This window comes from Blautia sp. HA8986 (assembly GCF_056504635.1).
In genome coordinates, this window is the sequence record NZ_JBWLUQ010000001.1 from 833,804 (window position 1) to 852,643 (window position 18,840).

Here is an 18,840-nt window from a genome sequence, read left to right on the forward strand (position 1 = left end):
TCACGAAATCTTACCATTAAAGAATCAAACATATATATGCAACACATGAAGTTGTAACTCTTAATCAGGATTTCTCGTCGTCCGCAAGAATCTCTTTTACCAGAAATAAGCAGGTCTCCTGACTTAAGCTTACCCATTTTCAGCACCTTCCCAGAAAAATATCTTCCAGTGGCATTCAGCTGAAAACCAACTATCACAGTGACGGGATCGTACCGGATTTACACCGGTTTCCCCTTTTAATCAGACCAGCAGAACGCTTCTGCTGGTCTGAACTTATCTCTAGAATCATTAAATGACCGTATGAATACTTATTTATCATAACATACTATCATGTATACGTCAATTATTTTAGACTTTTATTTTCTATCTATTTTTCCGTAAATTTCCGGAATTGTTCAAAATTTGTTTCCAGTGTATAGGATTTCAGAACTTCCATCATGTCCTCTACACTATATGTATTATCATACATTCCAATAGATAACGCATACTGCTTATTAAACTCATCTACTGAATCCGCTGTCCAGAATGACTGCTGCAGCCGGAAAGCACTTCCATCTTCACGGTAATCTTCTGCAAAGCCTTCCAGAGCATTTTTCATGGCAACAAATGATGGTGCAACGATAGCACCATATTTTCCTACAAGATAGTCGATTCTTTCCTTGCCGTTATATCCCTTTTTGTTAAACATTTCGTATGTATCTTCTGTAAAACAGTCAATTGAACCCAACAATACATCTGTACTGTTCTCTTCTTCATAAGCATCAATTACCTTGATAAAATCACTTGCGCTCACTACACTCAGAATAACATTATACTCTCCTGTATTCAGCGGATCAGCCAGCTTTTCATCAAGATAATCTTTGGGATACCCCGGAACCAGAGTAATCTTAATGTCGCTACCTGTTTCAATTTCTTCAGTATCCTGCGTATTCACCAGTTCTTCTACAGGCTTCTCATATGACAGGCCATATGCTTCCTGAAGCTTATTCAGAATACCAATCGTTCTCAGACGATGCATCTCATTACCGATAGCAGCTCCTCCACATGCTATTATGTAATGATTCTGATTATTCTGATCCTCTGAAGCAAAATACTCCGCCATATTGGCAGCCGCATCCATTTCTGTTTCAACAGATGTTCCTATCGTTCCCAGAAAATAAGGATTATCCTTTACTTTCTCATACATTTCATCACTGATCGTTCCTGATCCACGTACATAATACATACCATATTCTTCACATACCGGAAGAACTTCTTCAAGATCTGAAGAAAGGAAAGAAATGATTCCCTTTACATTTCTTTCATGAAGCTCATTGATAAAGCTGATTTCTTCTTCTGCAGTACTTATACTGGAAGAATATAAAAACTCGACTTCAAAAGCCATGCCGACATAATTTTCAAAATAATTTCTAAATGCTCTTACTTCTGCATCATTCAGATTATATACGGACACTCCTATTGTCATTTTTCCGTCCTGATTTGTTGTATCACTCTGAGTATCGGCTGCCATAACTGAAATACTGGTGCAGGTGAGCAGCATAATCATTGTCAATATAAAACTTATTATCTTTTTCATTCCTTTTTTACCTTTCTATCGTATTTGTATAAAAGTTCAAGTTTTCTTTTCTCACATCCTTTCCTGAAATAAAAAAGATTCTTTTCTTAAAATGTATTTTAGGTATAAAAATAAAGCCTTTCTTATACACCGTAAGAAATAACCTTTTTTCCAATGCAAGCAGGTCTCCTGACTTAAGTTCATCGCATTTTATCGTCTTCCCGCCTCTTCAGCAGTGACGTATATGATAAAAAGCTCCCTTTTACAGTGGCGGGACCGTACCGGATTTGCACCGGTTTCCTTTTTAATTCCATATTACTGGAAACATGCATTATTTTTATAATATGATATCAGGGGCTAAAAGTCAAAAACTATTTTTACTCTGCGCTAAGGCTTTTCCCCAACTTCATTATATTTTTATTATATAATTCCATTTGGTTAACGTCAATAATTTACATCTAATATTTATATGTTTTTTTATTCACTTTTACTATGGTCTTGAATATTCAGATTCCAGTATCTATTCCATAATAAGGGTCTCTTTGCAGCACTACCTTCTCTTGTGGCATTTCTTTGTTTATGCTAAAATATTTTTACTACTATAAATGAGCAAGTTCGTGATTTTGCATAAAAGAAAGACACCTCGATTCCGTGTGTTGTATAATGAAAGTGCCTAAACAAACATTTGCAACATTTACGAAAGAAGGTGTCTCTCGCAAATACTATACATCATTCCGCATTCATATACAACCAGCTTAAGAAATTAAATTTATGCAAATTTTATTCGAACCGGGTGATAAACCACCTTATAAGTATCCTGATCAGCATTTTCATTTCAGGATATCATGGAAAAACCACGGATTTTGCTAAAAACAGTTCCTGTCACAGAACTACGATTGCACATTTCCTTAATTCAGGGAAATGGGATGATTCTCTACTTTCAGATACGTTAAAACGTTCTGTTATAGAGATTATTTATTCAGAAGCAGCACGCACCGGAAAGCCTGTTTTCTGCATTGTAGACGATACGATAGCTTCAAAGACAAAGCCTTCGTCACAGGCTCTGCATCCGATTGAAGATGCGTACTTTCACCAATCCCATTTAAAGGGGAAACAGGACTACGGACATCAGGCAGTAGCTGTTATGCTTTCCTGTAACGGCATTGTCCTGAACTATGCTTTTGTAATGTACAATAAATCAATTTCCAAGATTGATATTGTACAAAATATTGCAAAGGAACTGCCTGTTCCACCAGTAATGTCTTATTTCCTTTGTGACTGCTGGTATGTTTCTGAAAAAATAATCAATACTTTTGTACAGAAAGGGTTCCATACCATTGGTGCTTTGAAAACAAACCGTCTGCTGTATCCATCAGGAATGAAAAAGAAACTCAGTGAACTGGCTGCTGAACGATCCACAACACATAAAGGATTTGACCTCGTCACAGTCAAAAAACGCAACTATTATGTGTACCGGTATGAGGGAAACCTCAGCGGCATAGAAAATGCAGTTGTTCTTTTAAGCTATCCTGAAAAAGCATTTGGTAATCCTAAAGCACTACGTGCTTTCATTAGCACAAATGTATCCTTATCTACACAGGAGATCCTTTCCTGTTATGTTTGTCGATGGCCGATTGAGATATTTTTCAGGCAATGCAAAAACCATCTGGCCCTGGATACATACCAGATACGCTCCTCAAAGGGAATACAGAGGTACTGGCTGTTGATGTCACTGACACATTATATTTGTGTCACAGGAACTGGCGGATATCGGTCTTTTCAAGATGGATATCATCGAATCTGTAGTGCCGTTCATCAGGAAAAGTATCAGTATCTATTCCTATGTGCAAAAGCAAGTGATGATTTTGAAGCATTTATGAAATTAGCAGGATAATTTTGTGCATTTTTTCAAATTTGCTCATTTATAGTTACGAAATTAATTATATGACAGAAAATATTTCCTGTCTATAGAAAAATACAATATTTTTTATATTTTTGACACAATTTGCTTTTTTCCGAATTGTACCTATACCCCATATGGTATTTCGGATAATATACTTATACCCCGATATGTATATATTACTGAGATAATATTACTATAAAGTAAAAAACCCCTGCATATTACGTAACATTCCTGACTGAGGTATGTCCGTAACATACAGGAGTTTCCTGGACTCTTTTAATAACTTTTCTTATTCACTTTCAAATAAAGTCTCAGTGATCGCCGCATATGCGATCATCGGACCATCTTCAATAATATTCAGACTTGCTGTCTGGTAGAGAACCACGCCATTCTCTGTTGCAACAGATGTATAGAGAAGATTTCCGTAATAATCCCGAAGTTCTCCCAGGTCTTCCCCTTTGAAGAAGTATTCTCCCGGCTTCTTTGACGGATACCAGCATCCGGTGTAAGGTGCATATTCATAGACAACATTTTCCAGAAGCATCTGGCGGTAATGTTTCAGTCCCTGGCATTTCTTCCCCTGAAGATGAAGGATAAGATGGCGGACATCCCGTTTGTCCTGTTCCACTTCCTCCCATGTCCAGTAACTGTGACCGCCTCTTTCTATAAGGATACTTGGAATTCCAAGAGAAGCCGCATAATTATAAGCACCACCTGTAGCTGTTGTGGAACGAACTACATATTTCACGCCGATATGTCTTGCCATATGTAAAGATTTCTCCACAGTATCTTCGTCTACAACGCCTACATAGTAAACATACGGATGAAGCTGCTCATATCCGTCTCCGCTGTGCAGATCAATGTAGTAGTCTGTGATGGAAAAGAGTTTCCTGACAATGGTGCAGGCAATGCGTTCTGCAGCTGTTCCTTCCGGATTGCCCGGGAAAACACGATTTAAATTCTTTCCGTCTTCATAAACCATGCTCATGGTACGATGTTCAAATCCACTGACATTCACAAGGGGAATGATGATCACATTCCCTTTCAGTTTCTCAGGCTGAAATTCCTTCGCCAGTTCCATGGCCGCCTGGATTCCTACATATTCCGCACTGTGGATTCCTGCTGTGATCAGTATGGTAGGACCATCTTCTTCTCCGCAGATCACGGTAGCCGGCATTGCCATACCACATCCGATGATTTCAATCTTTCCCTGTGCTTTCTCTCCTTTTTCAATCACCCAGTCATCAATTTTGATCATTGGTTGTTTCCCTTTCCTCTTATCATTATAGTTCCGCACTTTATCTGACAAGTATATCATGCCTAACCGGCACTGTATAGATGGATCTCGGGAAATTTTATCTTTTTGACAGCTCTCTGGTGATATCCTCCCAGCTGACACCTTTTTCTACCATAAGTACCATCATATGATAGAGGAAATCAGAAATCTCGTATTTGATCTCTTCTTTATCCGGATTCTTGGCTGCGATCACAATCTCCGTGCACTCTTCACCGACTTTTTTAAGAATCTTGTCGATTCCTTTATCAAAAAGATAATTGGTGTAAGAACCTTCTTTCGGATGTTCTTTGCGGTCTGTGATCACGTCGTAGACATTCTGGAATACATGAAGCGGATTGGTATCATCACACTCTTTTTTCATCAGCGGCTTAAAGAAGCAGGTACGGTTTCCGGTATGGCAGGCTGCTCCTACCTGATCTACTTTTGCAAGGATGGTGTCATTGTCGCAGTCAATCGTAAGAGACTTTACATACTGGACATGACCGGAAGTGAGACCTTTTGTCCAGAGCTCATTTCTGCTGCGACTCCAGTAAGTCATCTTTCCCAGCTTCAGTGTGGTATCAAAAGCCAGCTCATTCATGTAGGCCAGCATCAGCACTTCGTCTGTACGGTAGTCCTGCACAATAACAGGAACCATTCCGTCACTGTTCAGTTTAAAATCAGACCATACAATATTGCTCTTATAAGTATTAACCGGAATTCCTGCTTTTTCACAGTCTTCTTTCAGTGTGTGCAGATCGTTCTCCATGCTGTTTACATAAGCACCACAAAGCGCAGAAACTGCATCATCTTTCAGAAGCTCCATGACTTTCTCTTTTTTACTCTCATCTGTGTGAAGGATGATAGATACTGATGATATCTCTGCAATCTCATCCTGCACAGTATCCAGTGCAAGAACACGGTCTGCATATTTCTCAATCAGATCCTGATTCTCTGTAAACTCTCTGAGATCAGAAATACTTATAACCATGCGCTCTTTTCCGAAACGTCTGGATACCTCTTCCAGAAGCCTGATATTGCTCTCCTTGGAAAAATTCAGCACAACTCTTGCACATCCTGCATAGATCAGCTTCTTTACATCCTCCGCACGCTTGATATTTCCGGCTGCGATCACCGGGATCTCCGCGCTGCGGCAGATATCCCGGATTTTTCCGATGGCACGGTCGTGTTCTGCATCAGCAGAAGAAAAGTCAAACACCAGCAGTTCATCGGCACCGTTGTCGCCATAAAACTTCGCAAGTGTCTCTACATTTCCATCTCCGAAAAGATTTCTCTGCCCAAATCCTGTCACTGCCCTCTCAGAATGAAGATAAAGACAGGGAATCAACTGTTTATTCATAACCTCTCCTTTATATCAGAGACTTCCCTTTGTGGAAAGTACATCTGTGATTCGGGAATCATACTGTGTGGCAGCATCAAGAGCTTTTGAAAAGCTCTTGAACATGGCTTCTGCAACATGATGGCTGTTTCCGCCTGAGAGAACCTTAATATGAAGGTTCATTGCTGCAGAATAGGAAACTGCATAGAAAAACTCTTTCACCATCTCCGTTGCCATATCACCGAGCTTCTCTGTTGGAAACTCTGCGTCCCAGCCAAGATACGGCCTTCCGGAAAGATCCACTGCACAAAGTACCAGAACCTCATCCATAGGAAGGATACAGCTGCCATAACGCCTGATGCCTTTTTTATCGCCAACTGCCTCACGGATGGCATTTCCAAGAACGATTCCTGTATCTTCTATTGTATGGTGATCATCTACATCCAGATCTCCATGAACCTTAAGCTCAAGATCATAAAGCCCATGGCGTGTAAATCCATCAAGCATATGGTCAAAAAATCCGATGCCTGTATTGATATCAGAACGCCCGGTTCCGTCAATATTCAGTTTCATCTGGATCTGAGTTTCTTTTGTATTTCTCTCAATGGATGCTTCTCTTGCCATTATTCGTTCTCCTTATCCTCATCTTCAAAACGGACAGCAATGGAATTGGCATGAGCTGTCAGCTGTTCGGATGTGGCAAACTGTACGATATCTTTGTGAATCTTTTTCAGTGCTTCTCTGGAATAATATACAATACTTGATTTCTTGATAAAATCGTCAACAGAAAGTGCTGAGAAGAATTTGGCAGTTCCGTTGGTCGGAAGCACATGGTTCGGTCCTGCAAAATAATCTCCAAGAGGCTCAGAGCTGTACTGACCGATAAAGATCGCACCTGCGTTGCGGACTTTCATCATATCTTCGAATGGATTTCTGGTAACGATCTCCATATGCTCAGAAGCGATCTCATTGGCAGCCTCAATAGCTTCATCCATATCCTCAGCGATCAGGATGTAGCCAAAATTCTCAAGAGATTTCTCAATGATCGCTTTTCTGGAAAGTTTCTCCACGAAACCTATGACTTCTTTATCGACCTGGTCTGCGAATTCCTCGCTTGTTGTGATCAGGATCGCAGATGCCATCTCATCATGCTCTGCCTGGGAAAGAAGATCTGCTGCAATATAGTGCGGATTCGCTGTTTCATCTGCAAGAACAAGGATCTCGCTTGGACCCGCAATGGAATCAATGCTTACATAGCCATAAACAGCCTTTTTAGCAAGAGCCACAAAAATATTTCCAGGTCCTACGATTTTATCTACTTTCGGGATGCTCTCTGTTCCGTATGCAAGAGCACCGATGGCCTGCGCGCCGCCGACTTTATAGATCTCATCTGCCCCTGCCTCATTGGCAGCTACCAGTGTACTTGGATTTACCTTGCCGTCTTTTCCAGGAGGTGTTGTCATCACGATACGGTCTACGCCGGCCACTTTTGCAGGAACGATATTCATAAGTACAGATGACGGATAAACTGCTTTTCCACCTGGAACATAAACGCCAACACGGTTCAGGGCAGTTACTTTCTGACCGAGCATGGTTCCGTCTGTTGTGCTTGTGAACCAGCTGTTCTGAAGCTGTTTTTCATGAAAGCTGCGGATATTTACAAGAGCCTTGCGGATTACATCAATAAGTGACGGATCTACCAGTTTATATGCCTCGTCAATTTCTTCTTGTGTGACACGGATTGTCTCTTTTGTTACGTCAACCTTATCGAATTCTTTTGTATATTCGAAAAGTGCTGCATCTCCCTCTGCCCTTACTTTTGCGAGGATAGTAGTTACTGCATCTTCATATTTGCCGTAATTGTTCGGGCTTCTTTTTAAAAGATTCTCCAGAATATCTTTAGTAGATTCCTTGGTCAGTTTTACCTTACGCATATTAAATCTCTGCCTTCTTTCTGTATTTAGTTCTCCTTATAGTCCGGAGAATTTACTTTATCACGCTTCTTAATTCTGTGATCAGTTTGCGGATACGTTCATCTTCCATCTTCATGCTTACCTGGTTGACTACCATACGTGCAGACAGCGGGCAAACCTCCTCCAGTACTTTCAGTCCGTTCTCCCGGAGAGTGCTTCCTGTTTCTACGATATCCACGATCACCTCGGAAAGACCGACAATCGGTGCAAGCTCAATGGAACCGTTCAGTTTGATGATCTCCACAGTCTGATGTTTCTTGTTATAGAAATAATCTTTTGCAATATTTGGATACTTGGTAGCTACACGGATCAGCTGATTGTTGTTCAGTACCTCACGGGCACTTTCCGGTCCGCACACACACATACGGCAGGCTCCGAATCCCAGATCCATGACCTCGTAAAGCTTACGTCCTTCTTCCAGAATCGTATCTTTTCCTACGATACCGATATCAGCTGCACCGTACTCCACATAAGTCGGCACATCCGGTCCTTTTGCAAGGAAAAATTTCAGTTTCAGTTCCTCATTGACAAAGATCAGTTTTCGGGAGTCCTTGTCACGCATCTCCTCACATGTGATTCCGATCTTTTCAAACATGTCCAAAGTTTTATTAGCCAGACGCCCTTTTGTGAGGGCAAATGTAAGATATCTCATCAGTCCTGCTCCTCCTTTGACGGGCGTAATGCCACATTTTTTCCTTCTTTACGAAGTTTCATAGCTTCTTTGATAGCTTCGTTTAATTCTTCCTGCTTGTACGTAATCACAACTGTTTCCTCTCCAGCTGGAACATCCAGCTTCTGTCTGGAAAGAGCAAGCATCAAATTATCCACAACAATGGCAAAACCAATGGAGGAAGCAGGTTTTCCGAAATGTTTCATCAGTTCATTATAACGTCCGCCTTTAACTAATGGCTCACCGGTTCCATATGTATAGGCCTGGAAAATAATTCCTGTATAATAGCGGAATTTACTCAGCATTCCAAAGTCAAACGCAATATACTTCTCACATCCGTAAACTTTCAGGATCTCATAGATCTCCTCCAGTCGGCTGACAGCTGCCAGAGCTTCCGTATTAGTGGTAAGGGACTTCGCTTTCTCCAGGACTTCCGCAGATCCGAACATTTGCGGCAGCTCTGCAAAGGTTTTAGAAAGATTTTCATCTAAGCTCTGTCCCTTCAGAAGCTCTTCCACACCGAAATAATTCTTCTGGGAGATCAGTTCACGAAGATGTTCTTCAATCTCCGGTTCCAGATCTGCCTCTGCAAGAATGGATTTGTAATAATCCACCTGTCCTACACTGACCTGAAACTCTGTAAGTCCTGCTGCCTTCAGACATTCCACAGTCATGGCAAGAATCTCCGCATCTGCTGCTGCGGAATCATCACCAATATGTTCTACACCCATCTGAGTGTTCTCTTTCATCTGACCTCTGTAACTGGAATTATTGATAAAAGTATTTCCTGTATAGCACAGACTTACCGGTCCGTTCTCCGGATCAAAATATGTTGCACATGCTCTTGATACAGACGGTGTAAAATCCGGTCTTAAAACAAGTGTATTACCCTCTCTGTCAAAAAATTTATAAAGATCTTTGGATGGAATCGTTCCTACTTCATTGCTGAATACTTCGAAATATTCAAATCCCGGTGTCTCTATATCTTCATATCCATATCTTGAAAACACCTGATGGAGCTCCTTCTGGAGCCGTTTCTTGCGGCTGCATTCCTCTCCGTAAATGTCTCGCACACCTTCAGGTGTATGAAAAATACGCTGCATAATGATCTCCTCCGTAAAACAATTTGAAATTCTGCGGCTTTACTTTAGTTCGCTACCATGCTACCGTAGAAAAACTAAAATAGATTATATAGGAAAGTTTTCCAAAAGTCAATCCCGTAATTGCAGATCTTTCTGGATCCCGTCCAGATATGGTACCAGAAATCCATTTTTTCCAGTAAGATAAAACTCCTCATCCAGCTCATCCCTCCGGAAACTTTTTCTTCCCCCTGCTTCCATCCGATTCCAGAATTCCTGAAGTTTGCGAAGCGTCAGATAGTAAAAAACATTGTCTGCGCTGAAATAAATCAGAAAAAAAGCAATCCCCTTCTGTTTTTCAAACTCTTCCATAAAAGTTACCTGGTGAGGATGAATATTCGCAAGGGGAAAGGTCTTTACACAGCATTCTTTTGCATCGAAGCAGACAGGGATTCCCTGCACTGCTCCGATATAGTCTACTGTACTTTTCTGTTCAAAATACGCCAATGTGATGTGTCGGCTATTCTTGTCCATTTTCACCGGTGTGATAGGTGTGGGAATCTTCTGGATCAAGGCAAGTCCTTTCTCTCTGTACTGGTCATTGGTTCGGTTGATCAGTTCCTCCAGCGTGGAACCTCTGAGACCTCTGCTGTTCCATGTTGCCATTTTTTATCCTGCCTTTTAATTCAGAAGTTTGATGGACGGGAAATAACGGATCTCAGCTTTTCCGACGATCTGGTCAAAACGTACATAAGTGTTTGTCCAGTATCTGGAATCCTTGGAGTTATTTCGGTTATCTCCCATCATAAAGTAACAGTTTTCAGGTACTTCATAAGGTCCGAAACTGCCAAGCGGAGTTTCCGGAACATAATCATCTTCGAGAGGGGTCTCTGAATCATTAATGTATACTTTGCCGTTTCTGATCTCAACTTTATCTCCCGGAAGTCCGATAAGACGTTTGATAAAAAGCTGTGACTCATCATCCGGATATTTGAAGATCACAATGTCAAAACGCTCCGGATCTTTCCATTTTTTAGAGATCTCTTTTCCGAAAAGATCAAGATTCAAGCCATAAGCAAGACGATAACCGAAAATACGGTCTCCTGTCATGATGGTGTTTTCCATGGATTCTGACGGGATCTTTGCATTGATCAGTACTACATTATTGATAACAAGGACTACAACCACCACAATGATGATCATCTTCACATAGTCCCATATTTCATTCCAGATTTTCATAATAACTCTCCTCCAACTGTTCCTCTTTTAATGTTCCAAGAAAGATCTCCGGTACCGGTGCTGTGAACGCTTTTCCCGAAAGATAAGAAAGTGTGCCTTCCATTGAAGGAAACTCCAGACGGAAGGAATGAAGAAGCTGGCTTTTTATTTTCGCTCCTGTTCTTCCGTATTTCGGATCTCCCACTACAGGATGGCCTTCTGATGCCAGATGTGCACGGATCTGGTGTGCACGTCCTGTGATCAGCTCTACCTTAAGAAGTGTCCTTTTCCCGTTGTTTCCCAGAGGAAAATATCTCGTCTCAACAGGCAGTGTACCTTCTTTCTCTGATCTGTAGATGGTTACTTTGTTATTTTTTTTATCTTTTGCCAGGTAGCCTTTGATATGCTTTTTTTCTGACAGTACTCCCTCCACCAGGCACAGATAATACTTATGGAGATTTCTGGATTTAAACATTCCGGAAAGCTCCTGCAATCCTGGAAGGCTCTTTCCGGCTGCAATCAGGCCTGTGGTATTCCTGTCAAGACGATTGCATACAGATGGCCGGAATGTTCGAAGTTCTTCTTCTGTAAGGCTTCCATTTTCAAGAAGATAGCTTGTCAGATATTCCACCAGGGAAGGCGTTCCGTCATCTGCCGGCTGGGAGAGCATTCCCGAAGGCTTATTGATCAGCAGAATATGTTCGTCCTCATACACAATATCCAGGGAATGCTTCGCTCTCGGCGCAGGAACACTTCCGCTGAATTTCTCAAAAGTCTCATCACTTAAAAACAGCTTCACATGATCTCCGGAAAGCAGCTTCTCATTGCCGGTTGCTTTTTTTCCGTTGAGTATGATGTTTTTCTTTCGCATCATTTTATAGAAGAAGCTCTTAGGTGCCTCTCTTAAAAGTTTCGCCAGATATTTGTCAAAACGCTGCCCTGCCTCGTTGTCATTGATGATAAATTCTTTCATTATATAATACTCCTACAGGCAGATTGCCAGGATCGTATGCTTGATCAGCTCTTCCCTGGAAAGATCCGGATAACGGTCGTCTGGTGTGAATTTGATTCCGCTCCGCAGAGATTCTTTATGCTCGTTCATGGAATCCAGACGTTCCAGATATGGTTTCAGATCTTTGAGGATCTTTACATCTACTTTGTATCCGTTCTTGCGCACAATCTTCTGGGACTGCTCTGCCAGATATGCGATATCTGCTTTGGGATCGCTGGTATATCCTACCACTGTATTTCCGCATACAGCAACTGCATCAAGATAGCCGCTTTTTTCATAAAAAGTCATGTACATCTCGTAAGACATGACAAGATCTCCTGCATGACTCCGGATCTCTTTAAAAAGCTTCTCATCCATAGGGTGGCGCATCAGGATCATGATCAGACTCACCATAGATTTGCAGCCAGGAAGGCAGCCTACCACTGTAAGCACTGTCCACACTGTCATCCTTGTGCCATTAACAGCCCAGGCCACAAAGAAGATCAGAAGGGGCAGAGAAAAAAGACCTGCCGTGATCAGAAGCCGTCGTTTTTTTTCACTGTTGAAGTATCCGAAATCACCTTTTCTTGTTTTTGTTTTTTTTGTATTTTTCATTTACGGAACTCCTTACCTGTGTTTTTTTATCTGTTTCGATGAAGAACATGGATTTTTTCTGCCGGAATTTCTGCCTGTGGAATTTCGTGTTCCCTGTTTTATGTCAGACTTCCTTTTGCCTGAAGTATTTTTTCCATGGAGCTCTCTTGGGCGGATCAGGCATTTCGGGCCAAATCCTACCAGATCCATCCTGCCTGTCATTTTAAGCCCCTCCAGGATCAGCTCCCTGTTCTCCGGGTTCTTGTACTGCATCAGGGCTCTCTGAATCGCTTTTTCATGAGGATTCTTAGGCACATATACCTTTTCTCCTGTAAGAGGATGGATTCCCGTATAGTACATGCAGGTGGAAAGTGTTGACGGAGTCGGGTAAAAATCCTGCACCTGTTCCGGCGTAAATCCAAGATCCCGGACATATTCTGCAAGCTTCACGGCTTCCTTCATAGTACATCCCGGATGAGAGGACATGAAATAAGGAACTGCGTATTGCTGCTTCCCGGTACGTGCATTGGCTTTTTCATATTCTTTCAGGAAACCTTCATAAACTGCATGCTGAGGTTTTCCCATATATTTCAGGACTTCATCAGAAACGTGCTCCGGTGCCACACGAAGCTGTCCGCTTACATGATATTTCACAAGTTCATTTAAGAATGTTTTGTCCGGATCTGCCATCAGATAATCAAAGCGGATACCAGAACGTACAAAAACTTTCTTGACTTTCGGAATATTCCGGACTTTCCTGAGAAGTGTGAGATAATCCTTGTGATCCACCGTAAGGTTCTTGCATGGAGACGGAAACAGGCACTGCCGGTTCTGGCAGACACCTTTTGTCAGCTGCTTTTTGCAGGACGGATGACGGAAATCTGCTGTCGGGCCTCCTACATCATGGATATACCCCTTAAAATCAGGATCCTCTGTCATCCTGACAGCTTCTTTCAGAATGGATTCATGGCTCCTTGTCTGTAGAATACGTCCCTGGTGAAATGTCAGCGCGCAGAAATTGCAGCTTCCGAAGCATCCCCGGTTACTGGTCAGGCTGAACTTGATTTCCTTCAGTGCCGGAATTCCGCCATCTTTCTGATACATAGGATGGTACTGTCCTGTATAAGGAAGATCGTAGACATCATCCATTTCTGTTTGTGTCAGTGGCTGTGCAGGCGGATTCTGTATTACATATCCACGGTTTCCATAGGATTCTGCCAAAGGTTTCGCTGTAAACGGATCTGTGTTCCGATACTGGATGGCAAAACTGTCTGCATAAGCCTTCTTATCTGTCTGTACCTGTTCAAAATCCGGAAGGGTCAAAGGCTCGTACACCCTGCCGATATCATGGCTCTTAAAAACGGTTCCTGCCACATAGGTTATCTCATCCACAGGGATCCCGCTCTGCAGTGCCTCTGCGATCTCCAGGATCGAGTGCTCACCCATACCATAAGAAATAAGATCTGCACCGGAATCAATAAGAATACTGTGCTTAACCTTATTCTCCCAGTAATCGTAGTGTGCCATTCTCCGGAGGCTTGCTTCAATACCGCCAAGAATGATAGGCGTATGTTTATATGTCTGCCGGATCAGATTGCTGTATACAACAGAAGCACGGTCCGGTCTCAGGCCCATTTTTCCCCCTGGGGAATAGGCATCTGTACTTCTGCGTTTTTTGGAAACTGTGTAATGATTCACCATGGAATCCATGTTTCCCGCCGTAACAAGAAAACCCAGGCGCGGTTCCCCGAACACCTGGATACTCTCTTTCCTGCGCCAGTCAGGCTGAGGGATCATGCCTACACGGTAGCCTCTGCTCTCCAGAAGACGTCCGATGATTGCTGATCCAAAAGACGGATGATCTACGTATGCATCGCCTGTGACATAGACAAAATCAACCGCCTCCCAGCCTCTTGACTTCATATCTTCCCTTGTAACCGGTAAAAAATCCTGCATTTATCATTCCTCATATGTATCTATATTTTCAGATTTACGAATCTTTCAGCCACTAATGCCGGGGCATCTACATGCTGTGATGAACAGCCTGTGCTCTGTAGCCTTCGGCAATGATGTCCAGCTGTCTGTGAAATCTCTCCAGCTGCCGCAGATCCTTGGTCTTAAAGACCCTGAGAAATTCATCCTGGATCTTGCTGACTTCACGTTCACTGGATACCCGGTAAAGATTCTCAATATTATTCAGAATATCCTTCACCAGATTGGACTGCATCTGTGAAGAGTTCTGCGCATCCATGATCTCATTTCGCACAGAGGACATCTCATGATCCAGTGAGATAATGGCATCAGATGCCTTGCTGAGACGTTCTGCCACATGAGGCGGCATATCGCCTTTATATTTATACTGAAGAGAATGCTCAATGGTTGCCCAGAAATTCATCGCCATAGTACGGATCTGAATCTCTACCTGCAGTCTCTTCGGCCCGTCAATAGTTTCTACTGTGTAGTAGAGGATCATATGATAGCTGCGGTATCCGCTCTGCTTGATATGGGTGAGATAGTTTTTCTCACTTTTTACTTCCATATCTGTTCTTTTTCGGATAATGGCAGCTACTGTATCAATATCTTCCTCAAACTGACAGATGATCCTAACTCCTGCAAGATCCTCCACCTCAGTCTCCATCTGCTCGATGGGGATATGCTTGCGCTGCATCTTCTCCAGGATACTGGAGACACTCTTTACCCTTCCACTGACCTGTTCAATGGGGGAATAACGATCGTTCTCACGATACTCTTCTATCATATGTTCAAATTTGACTGTCAGTTCCTTGACAGCCAGCTCATAAGGGCACAGAATACTTCGCCATAACTGTATTTCCATGTTGCTCGCTCCTTAAATCTGCTGTCATCCTTAAAGTCTGGTCCCTAATGACAGCGGCATACTTTTTTATTATAACATATGTTTCGAAAAAATAGGGATTCTTTATAAATTTTTTATCAAAAAATTATATAATACTTCTCTTTTTGTGTGATGCATCCACAAATCTATATATATGCATGGAGTTCCTTTTTATGAATGTTTTTCTCGAAAAGGTTCATACCTTCCGCAAATATGCACTCAGGGGTGCATAAAAACACCCCAGGGAAAAGCTGCTGCCCACCCCGGGGTATCCTGTATTCATTCGTTTTCGGTTCTTATCAGTCTTTCAGATTCTCAAGAACTTTCAGGAGATATTTCCATACCCTTTCTGTAGAAGCAATGCTTAAAACTTCCTCAGATGTATGGATATCTTTCATATCCGGCCCAAGAGATACGCAGTCAAGACCTTCCATCTTCTTGTAGAAGAGTCCACACTCAAGGCCTGCGTGGATTGCGACCACCGCTGGCTTATGTCCGTACATCTCCTCAAAAATCTCTACCATCTTATCTCTTAACGGAGACTCCTTGCGGTATTCCCATGCAGGATATGCGCCCTGTACTTCATACTCACCGCCAAGGAATTCTGTAAGATACTCGATCTTGTCAGACAGTGCACCGCATGCTGCGTCTACAGAACTTCTTACGCTGGAGCTTGCAAAAAGTTCGTCCTCATCAAGACGGAGGATTCCGATATTGCTGGAAGTCTCAACAAGTCCGGAAATTGTTCCGCTCATCTTCTGAATTCCGAACGGTACGTTCTGGAGATAAAATACGATTTTCTCCTGGCTTGTCGGATGAAGAACCTGTGCGCAGGCTTCCCCTTCCTCTGTTACTTCAATAGTAATATTCTCATCTGAGCCTGCATACTCCTCACGAATCTGTACCTGAAGTTCTTTTGCGTAAGCTTTTACTTTTTCTGCTGCGTCTGTCAGAAATTCAGCCGTACATTCTCTTGTAATGGCATTGTCTTTCTTGCCACCTTCAAGGGAAATAATCGCGTAATCTGCTTCCTTCTTAAGGCCATAGAGAAAACGTCCCATCAGTTTATTGGCGTTGGCTCTGTTCTTATCGATTTCTGCTCCGGAATGTCCGCCCATCAGTCCGCAGACTTTCACCTGTACTTTATCTCCTTCACCTTCCACACGCTGAACCGGAATATGGCTGACACCGGAGAGTCCGCCGGCACAGCTGATCCAAAGGCTTCCTTCTGCCTCTGAATCAAGATTGATGAATCTTCTTCCCTTCAGAACACTGCAGTCAAGTCCCACTGCACCAAGAAGTCCGATTTCTTCATCAACAGTGATAAGCACTTCAAGTGGAGGATGCGGAATATCTGTACTTTCAAGAAGGGCAAGTCCATAAGCAACTGCAATACCGTCATCACCGCCAAGTGTAGTTCCGTTGGCTGTTACATAGCCGTCTTTTACAGAAATATTCAGACCATCTTTCATAAAATCATGATCTACATCCGGCCGTTTCTCACATACCATATCCATGTGTCCCTGGATGATAACTGTAGGAGAATTCTCATATCCTGGTGTACCTGGTTTATAAATCACTACGTTGTTCAGTTCATCCTGCACATATTTAAATCCGTGATCTTCAGCAAATTTCACAAGGAAATCACTGATCTGTTTCGTATTTCCGGAACCATGAGGGATTTTACAGATTTCCTCAAAATAATGAAAAACTCTCTTTGGTTCGCAATTTTCTAATACTGGCATAAATATCTGCCTCCTTTTACTTCATAAATTCATTTATATCTTATAATAATCATATACTGTAAAAAAAGCAAGGTCAGGATTTCATGAAACAAAAAATATTATTGTTTTTCTGCCTCTGTCTTCTGCTTTTTTTGCTGCTTCATCCAGCTGAATCTCTCCTGGCAGCAAGAGAAGGACTGACATTATGGCTGAATGTGATGCTTCCGACTCTTCTGCCTTTTCTAATCCTTACCGGAATTTTACTGAAAACAGGAAATCTCCGAAAATTACTAAATCCGGCTGCACCTCTGGCAAGAAAACTCCTGGGACTCTCCCCGGCAGGAACTTATGTCCTGATACTCGGACTTTTCTGCGGTTATCCCATGGGAGCCAAGCTTTCCCACGACCTCTACATAAATCACCAGATTTCCCGCAGGGAGGGGGAATATCTGCTCTCTTTTTCCTGCAACGCAAGCCCTGCATTTATCCTGTCATATATGGCAGGAAACTGCCTTGAAAACCGGATAAGTTCTGTTCAAATTCTTATTCTGCTTCTAAGTGCAGACATTGCCTGCATGCTGTTTTTTAGATTCATTGTATACCGCGGACTTACAGTTAGCAGTGTCAAACCTACCGGTCAAAAAAAGAGACATCCAGACAGGACTCTGCAGGAGTCATCCTGGATGTCTCGATTATGAACGGATTCGAAACCATTACACTTCTCGGGGGTTATATTCTGATGTTTTCACTGATCTTTGCCTGCATCAGTGACTGCTGGCCATTCAGCCCTCTGGCAAAAACTCTGCTCACAGCTCCAATTGAGCTGACAACAGGACTGCATAGAATCGCCACCTCTGATCTCCCATGGAAAACAAAATATTATTCTTCCATGATACTGACTGCTTTCGGCGGGTTCTGCATCATGTTCCAGACAAAAAGCGTAGTGAAAAACAAGTTATCCATGATTCCCTATATCACTGCCAAGTGCCTGAACGCTGCAGTACTCTTTCTGCTCTTAGTTCTCTCCGATGTCATCTAACAGATCTTCATCTTCTTTTGTGATGGAATTGCTGTCATCTTCCTGAATAGTATTGGAAATTGCAGCTGCCTGTGCTGTCTGCGGTGCAAGCTCCTGACGATTGTGGTTGACAACATCAAGACAGCTCTGCAGAGCATCGATAAATGCCTTGTACTTACCGCCTGCATCTTCCAGTGTCTGGTTCAGAACAGAACCGATGTTAGCCATCATATCATCTGTATATGTGATCGCGCTGAGACGAATGCTGTTTGCATCCTGTGTTGCAGAATCCAGGATCTCCTGTGCCTGTTTGTTGGCAGCATTGATCGTCTCATTAGCCTGTGCATATGCCTTCTGCATGATCTCGTGCTGTGTTACCAGCTCCTGAGCCTTAGTCTGTGCATCTGCGATCAGGCTATCAGCCTTGGACTGCGCATCCTCAAGGATCGCATCCTTATTGCTGATGATCTTCTGATAACGCTTGATCTCATCCGGAGTTTTCAGACGAAGCTCACGTAACAGCTCCTCGATTTCCTCCTTGTTCACTACAATCTTGGTAGTAGAAAGAGGCTGGAACTTACAGCTGTCTACATACTCTTCAATCTCCTGAATAATCTGTTCAATTCTGCTGCTCATAATACACTCT

General features: G+C 42.5%; 18 protein-coding genes and 2 riboswitches. Of the genes, 3 read left to right on the forward strand and 15 right to left on the reverse strand.

Features of this window, described 5'->3' with window-relative positions:
• Positions 1-91: 91 nt before the first annotated feature.
• A riboswitch (cobalamin riboswitch) is annotated at positions 92-292 on the reverse strand.
• A 75-nt stretch (positions 293-367) separates the two neighbouring features.
• On the reverse strand, positions 368-1,576 hold the full coding sequence (locus tag AC04Q4_RS03805; protein ID WP_173739162.1) for a hypothetical protein: 1,209 nt from the start codon (positions 1,574-1,576) through the stop codon (positions 368-370).
• Positions 1,577-1,717: 141 nt separating this feature from the next.
• Positions 1,718-1,900, reverse strand: a riboswitch (cobalamin riboswitch).
• Between the two features lie 448 nt (positions 1,901-2,348).
• Here AC04Q4_RS03805 and AC04Q4_RS03810 point away from each other — a divergent pair.
• On the forward strand, positions 2,349-3,449 hold the full coding sequence (locus tag AC04Q4_RS03810; RefSeq protein ID WP_243097413.1) for a transposase: 1,101 nt from the start codon (positions 2,349-2,351) through the stop codon (positions 3,447-3,449).
• Positions 3,450-3,747: 298 nt separating this feature from the next.
• On the opposite strand, the gene AC04Q4_RS03815 is transcribed toward AC04Q4_RS03810, so the two are convergent.
• The 13 genes from AC04Q4_RS03815 to AC04Q4_RS03875 all read right to left on the reverse strand — a co-directional run bounded on the left by AC04Q4_RS03815 (position 3,748) and on the right by AC04Q4_RS03875 (position 17,197).
• Entirely contained in the window at positions 3,748-4,716 is a 969-nt protein-coding gene (locus tag AC04Q4_RS03815; protein WP_173755754.1) for a M14 family metallopeptidase, read from the reverse strand.
• Positions 4,717-4,813: 97 nt separating this feature from the next.
• Complete coding sequence (gene hisIE, locus AC04Q4_RS03820) at positions 4,814-6,094, reverse strand: bifunctional phosphoribosyl-AMP cyclohydrolase/phosphoribosyl-ATP diphosphatase HisIE (protein WP_173737846.1); 1,281 nt, start codon at positions 6,092-6,094, stop codon at positions 4,814-4,816.
• A 15-nt stretch (positions 6,095-6,109) separates the two neighbouring features.
• The gene (gene hisB / locus AC04Q4_RS03825; protein ID WP_476388533.1) at positions 6,110-6,697 is read right to left on the reverse strand and encodes an imidazoleglycerol-phosphate dehydratase HisB; all 588 of its coding nucleotides are present in this window, start codon (positions 6,695-6,697) and stop codon (positions 6,110-6,112) included.
• Positions 6,697-8,007 carry a histidinol dehydrogenase gene (hisD, locus tag AC04Q4_RS03830; RefSeq protein WP_173737844.1) on the reverse strand — a complete coding sequence of 437 codons (1,311 nt, stop codon included), beginning with the start codon at positions 8,005-8,007 and terminating at the stop codon, positions 6,697-6,699. Before hisD ends, hisB begins: the two co-directional genes overlap by 1 nt.
• A 52-nt stretch (positions 8,008-8,059) precedes the next feature.
• A complete protein-coding gene (gene hisG / locus AC04Q4_RS03835; RefSeq protein WP_173755756.1) occupies positions 8,060-8,698 on the reverse strand; it encodes an ATP phosphoribosyltransferase in 639 nt (212 codons plus the stop codon).
• Positions 8,698-9,819 (reverse strand): ATP phosphoribosyltransferase regulatory subunit, encoded by a 1,122-nt coding sequence (gene hisZ / locus AC04Q4_RS03840; protein ID WP_173755757.1) that lies wholly within the window; start codon positions 9,817-9,819, stop codon positions 8,698-8,700. The genes hisG and hisZ overlap by 1 nt, the downstream gene beginning before the upstream one ends.
• Before the next feature lie 108 nt (positions 9,820-9,927).
• A complete protein-coding gene (locus AC04Q4_RS03845) occupies positions 9,928-10,461 on the reverse strand; it encodes a Holliday junction resolvase RecU (RefSeq protein WP_173737841.1) in 534 nt (177 codons plus the stop codon).
• A gap of 15 nt (positions 10,462-10,476) precedes the next feature.
• Complete coding sequence (gene lepB / locus AC04Q4_RS03850) at positions 10,477-11,034, reverse strand: signal peptidase I (RefSeq protein WP_173755759.1); 558 nt, start codon at positions 11,032-11,034, stop codon at positions 10,477-10,479.
• Complete coding sequence (locus AC04Q4_RS03855) at positions 11,018-11,986, reverse strand: RluA family pseudouridine synthase (RefSeq protein WP_173737839.1); 969 nt, start codon at positions 11,984-11,986, stop codon at positions 11,018-11,020. Before AC04Q4_RS03855 ends, lepB begins: the two co-directional genes overlap by 17 nt.
• 12 nt (positions 11,987-11,998) lie before the next feature.
• On the reverse strand, positions 11,999-12,619 hold the full coding sequence (locus tag AC04Q4_RS03860) for a hypothetical protein (protein ID WP_173755760.1): 621 nt from the start codon (positions 12,617-12,619) through the stop codon (positions 11,999-12,001).
• A 12-nt stretch (positions 12,620-12,631) separates the two neighbouring features.
• A complete protein-coding gene (locus AC04Q4_RS03865) occupies positions 12,632-14,554 on the reverse strand; it encodes a YgiQ family radical SAM protein (RefSeq protein WP_476388534.1) in 1,923 nt (640 codons plus the stop codon).
• A gap of 67 nt (positions 14,555-14,621) precedes the next feature.
• Positions 14,622-15,434, reverse strand: coding sequence for a GTP pyrophosphokinase (locus AC04Q4_RS03870; RefSeq protein WP_173737836.1), 813 nt, complete (start codon positions 15,432-15,434; stop codon positions 14,622-14,624).
• A 317-nt stretch (positions 15,435-15,751) separates the two neighbouring features.
• A complete protein-coding gene (locus tag AC04Q4_RS03875; protein WP_173737835.1) occupies positions 15,752-17,197 on the reverse strand; it encodes an aminoacyl-histidine dipeptidase in 1,446 nt (481 codons plus the stop codon).
• 83 nt (positions 17,198-17,280) lie between these two features.
• Here AC04Q4_RS03875 and AC04Q4_RS03880 point away from each other — a divergent pair, with 83 nt between their 5' ends.
• Positions 17,281-17,874, forward strand: a complete 594-nt coding sequence (locus tag AC04Q4_RS03880) for a hypothetical protein (RefSeq protein ID WP_476388535.1) — start codon at positions 17,281-17,283, stop codon at positions 17,872-17,874.
• Complete coding sequence (locus tag AC04Q4_RS03885; RefSeq protein ID WP_476388536.1) at positions 17,871-18,215, forward strand: hypothetical protein; 345 nt, start codon at positions 17,871-17,873, stop codon at positions 18,213-18,215. Before AC04Q4_RS03880 ends, AC04Q4_RS03885 begins: the two co-directional genes overlap by 4 nt.
• Here the strand turns inward: AC04Q4_RS03885 and AC04Q4_RS03890 are convergent.
• Positions 18,192-18,830: an ATPase gene (locus AC04Q4_RS03890; RefSeq protein WP_173737833.1), complete on the reverse strand. Its 639-nt coding sequence runs from the start codon at positions 18,828-18,830 to the stop codon at positions 18,192-18,194. The two genes, AC04Q4_RS03885 and AC04Q4_RS03890, sit on opposite strands and share 24 nt — an antisense overlap.
• Positions 18,831-18,840 lie beyond the last annotated feature (10 nt).

Coding starts and splice junctions, on each gene's coding strand:
- AC04Q4_RS03805 (WP_173739162.1), bottom strand. CDS start 1,576: ATGAAAAAGATAATAAGTTTTATATTGACAATGATTATGCTGCTCACC.
- AC04Q4_RS03815 (WP_173755754.1), bottom strand. CDS start 4,716: ATGATCAAAATTGATGACTGGGTGATTGAAAAAGGAGAGAAAGCACAG.
- hisIE (WP_173737846.1), bottom strand. CDS start 6,094: ATGAATAAACAGTTGATTCCCTGTCTTTATCTTCATTCTGAGAGGGCA.
- hisB (WP_476388533.1), bottom strand. CDS start 6,697: ATGGCAAGAGAAGCATCCATTGAGAGAAATACAAAAGAAACTCAGATC.
- hisD (WP_173737844.1), bottom strand. CDS start 8,007: ATGCGTAAGGTAAAACTGACCAAGGAATCTACTAAAGATATTCTGGAG.
- hisG (WP_173755756.1), bottom strand. CDS start 8,698: ATGAGATATCTTACATTTGCCCTCACAAAAGGGCGTCTGGCTAATAAA.
- hisZ (WP_173755757.1), bottom strand. CDS start 9,819: ATGCAGCGTATTTTTCATACACCTGAAGGTGTGCGAGACATTTACGGA.
- AC04Q4_RS03845 (WP_173737841.1), bottom strand. CDS start 10,461: ATGGCAACATGGAACAGCAGAGGTCTCAGAGGTTCCACGCTGGAGGAA.
- lepB (WP_173755759.1), bottom strand. CDS start 11,034: ATGAAAATCTGGAATGAAATATGGGACTATGTGAAGATGATCATCATT.
- AC04Q4_RS03855 (WP_173737839.1), bottom strand. CDS start 11,986: ATGAAAGAATTTATCATCAATGACAACGAGGCAGGGCAGCGTTTTGAC.
- AC04Q4_RS03860 (WP_173755760.1), bottom strand. CDS start 12,619: ATGAAAAATACAAAAAAAACAAAAACAAGAAAAGGTGATTTCGGATAC.
- AC04Q4_RS03865 (WP_476388534.1), bottom strand. CDS start 14,554: ATGCAGGATTTTTTACCGGTTACAAGGGAAGATATGAAGTCAAGAGGC.
- AC04Q4_RS03870 (WP_173737836.1), bottom strand. CDS start 15,434: ATGGAAATACAGTTATGGCGAAGTATTCTGTGCCCTTATGAGCTGGCT.
- AC04Q4_RS03875 (WP_173737835.1), bottom strand. CDS start 17,197: ATGCCAGTATTAGAAAATTGCGAACCAAAGAGAGTTTTTCATTATTTT.
- AC04Q4_RS03880 (WP_476388535.1), top strand. CDS start 17,281: ATGAAACAAAAAATATTATTGTTTTTCTGCCTCTGTCTTCTGCTTTTT.
- AC04Q4_RS03885 (WP_476388536.1), top strand. CDS start 17,871: ATGAACGGATTCGAAACCATTACACTTCTCGGGGGTTATATTCTGATG.
- AC04Q4_RS03890 (WP_173737833.1), bottom strand. CDS start 18,830: ATGAGCAGCAGAATTGAACAGATTATTCAGGAGATTGAAGAGTATGTA.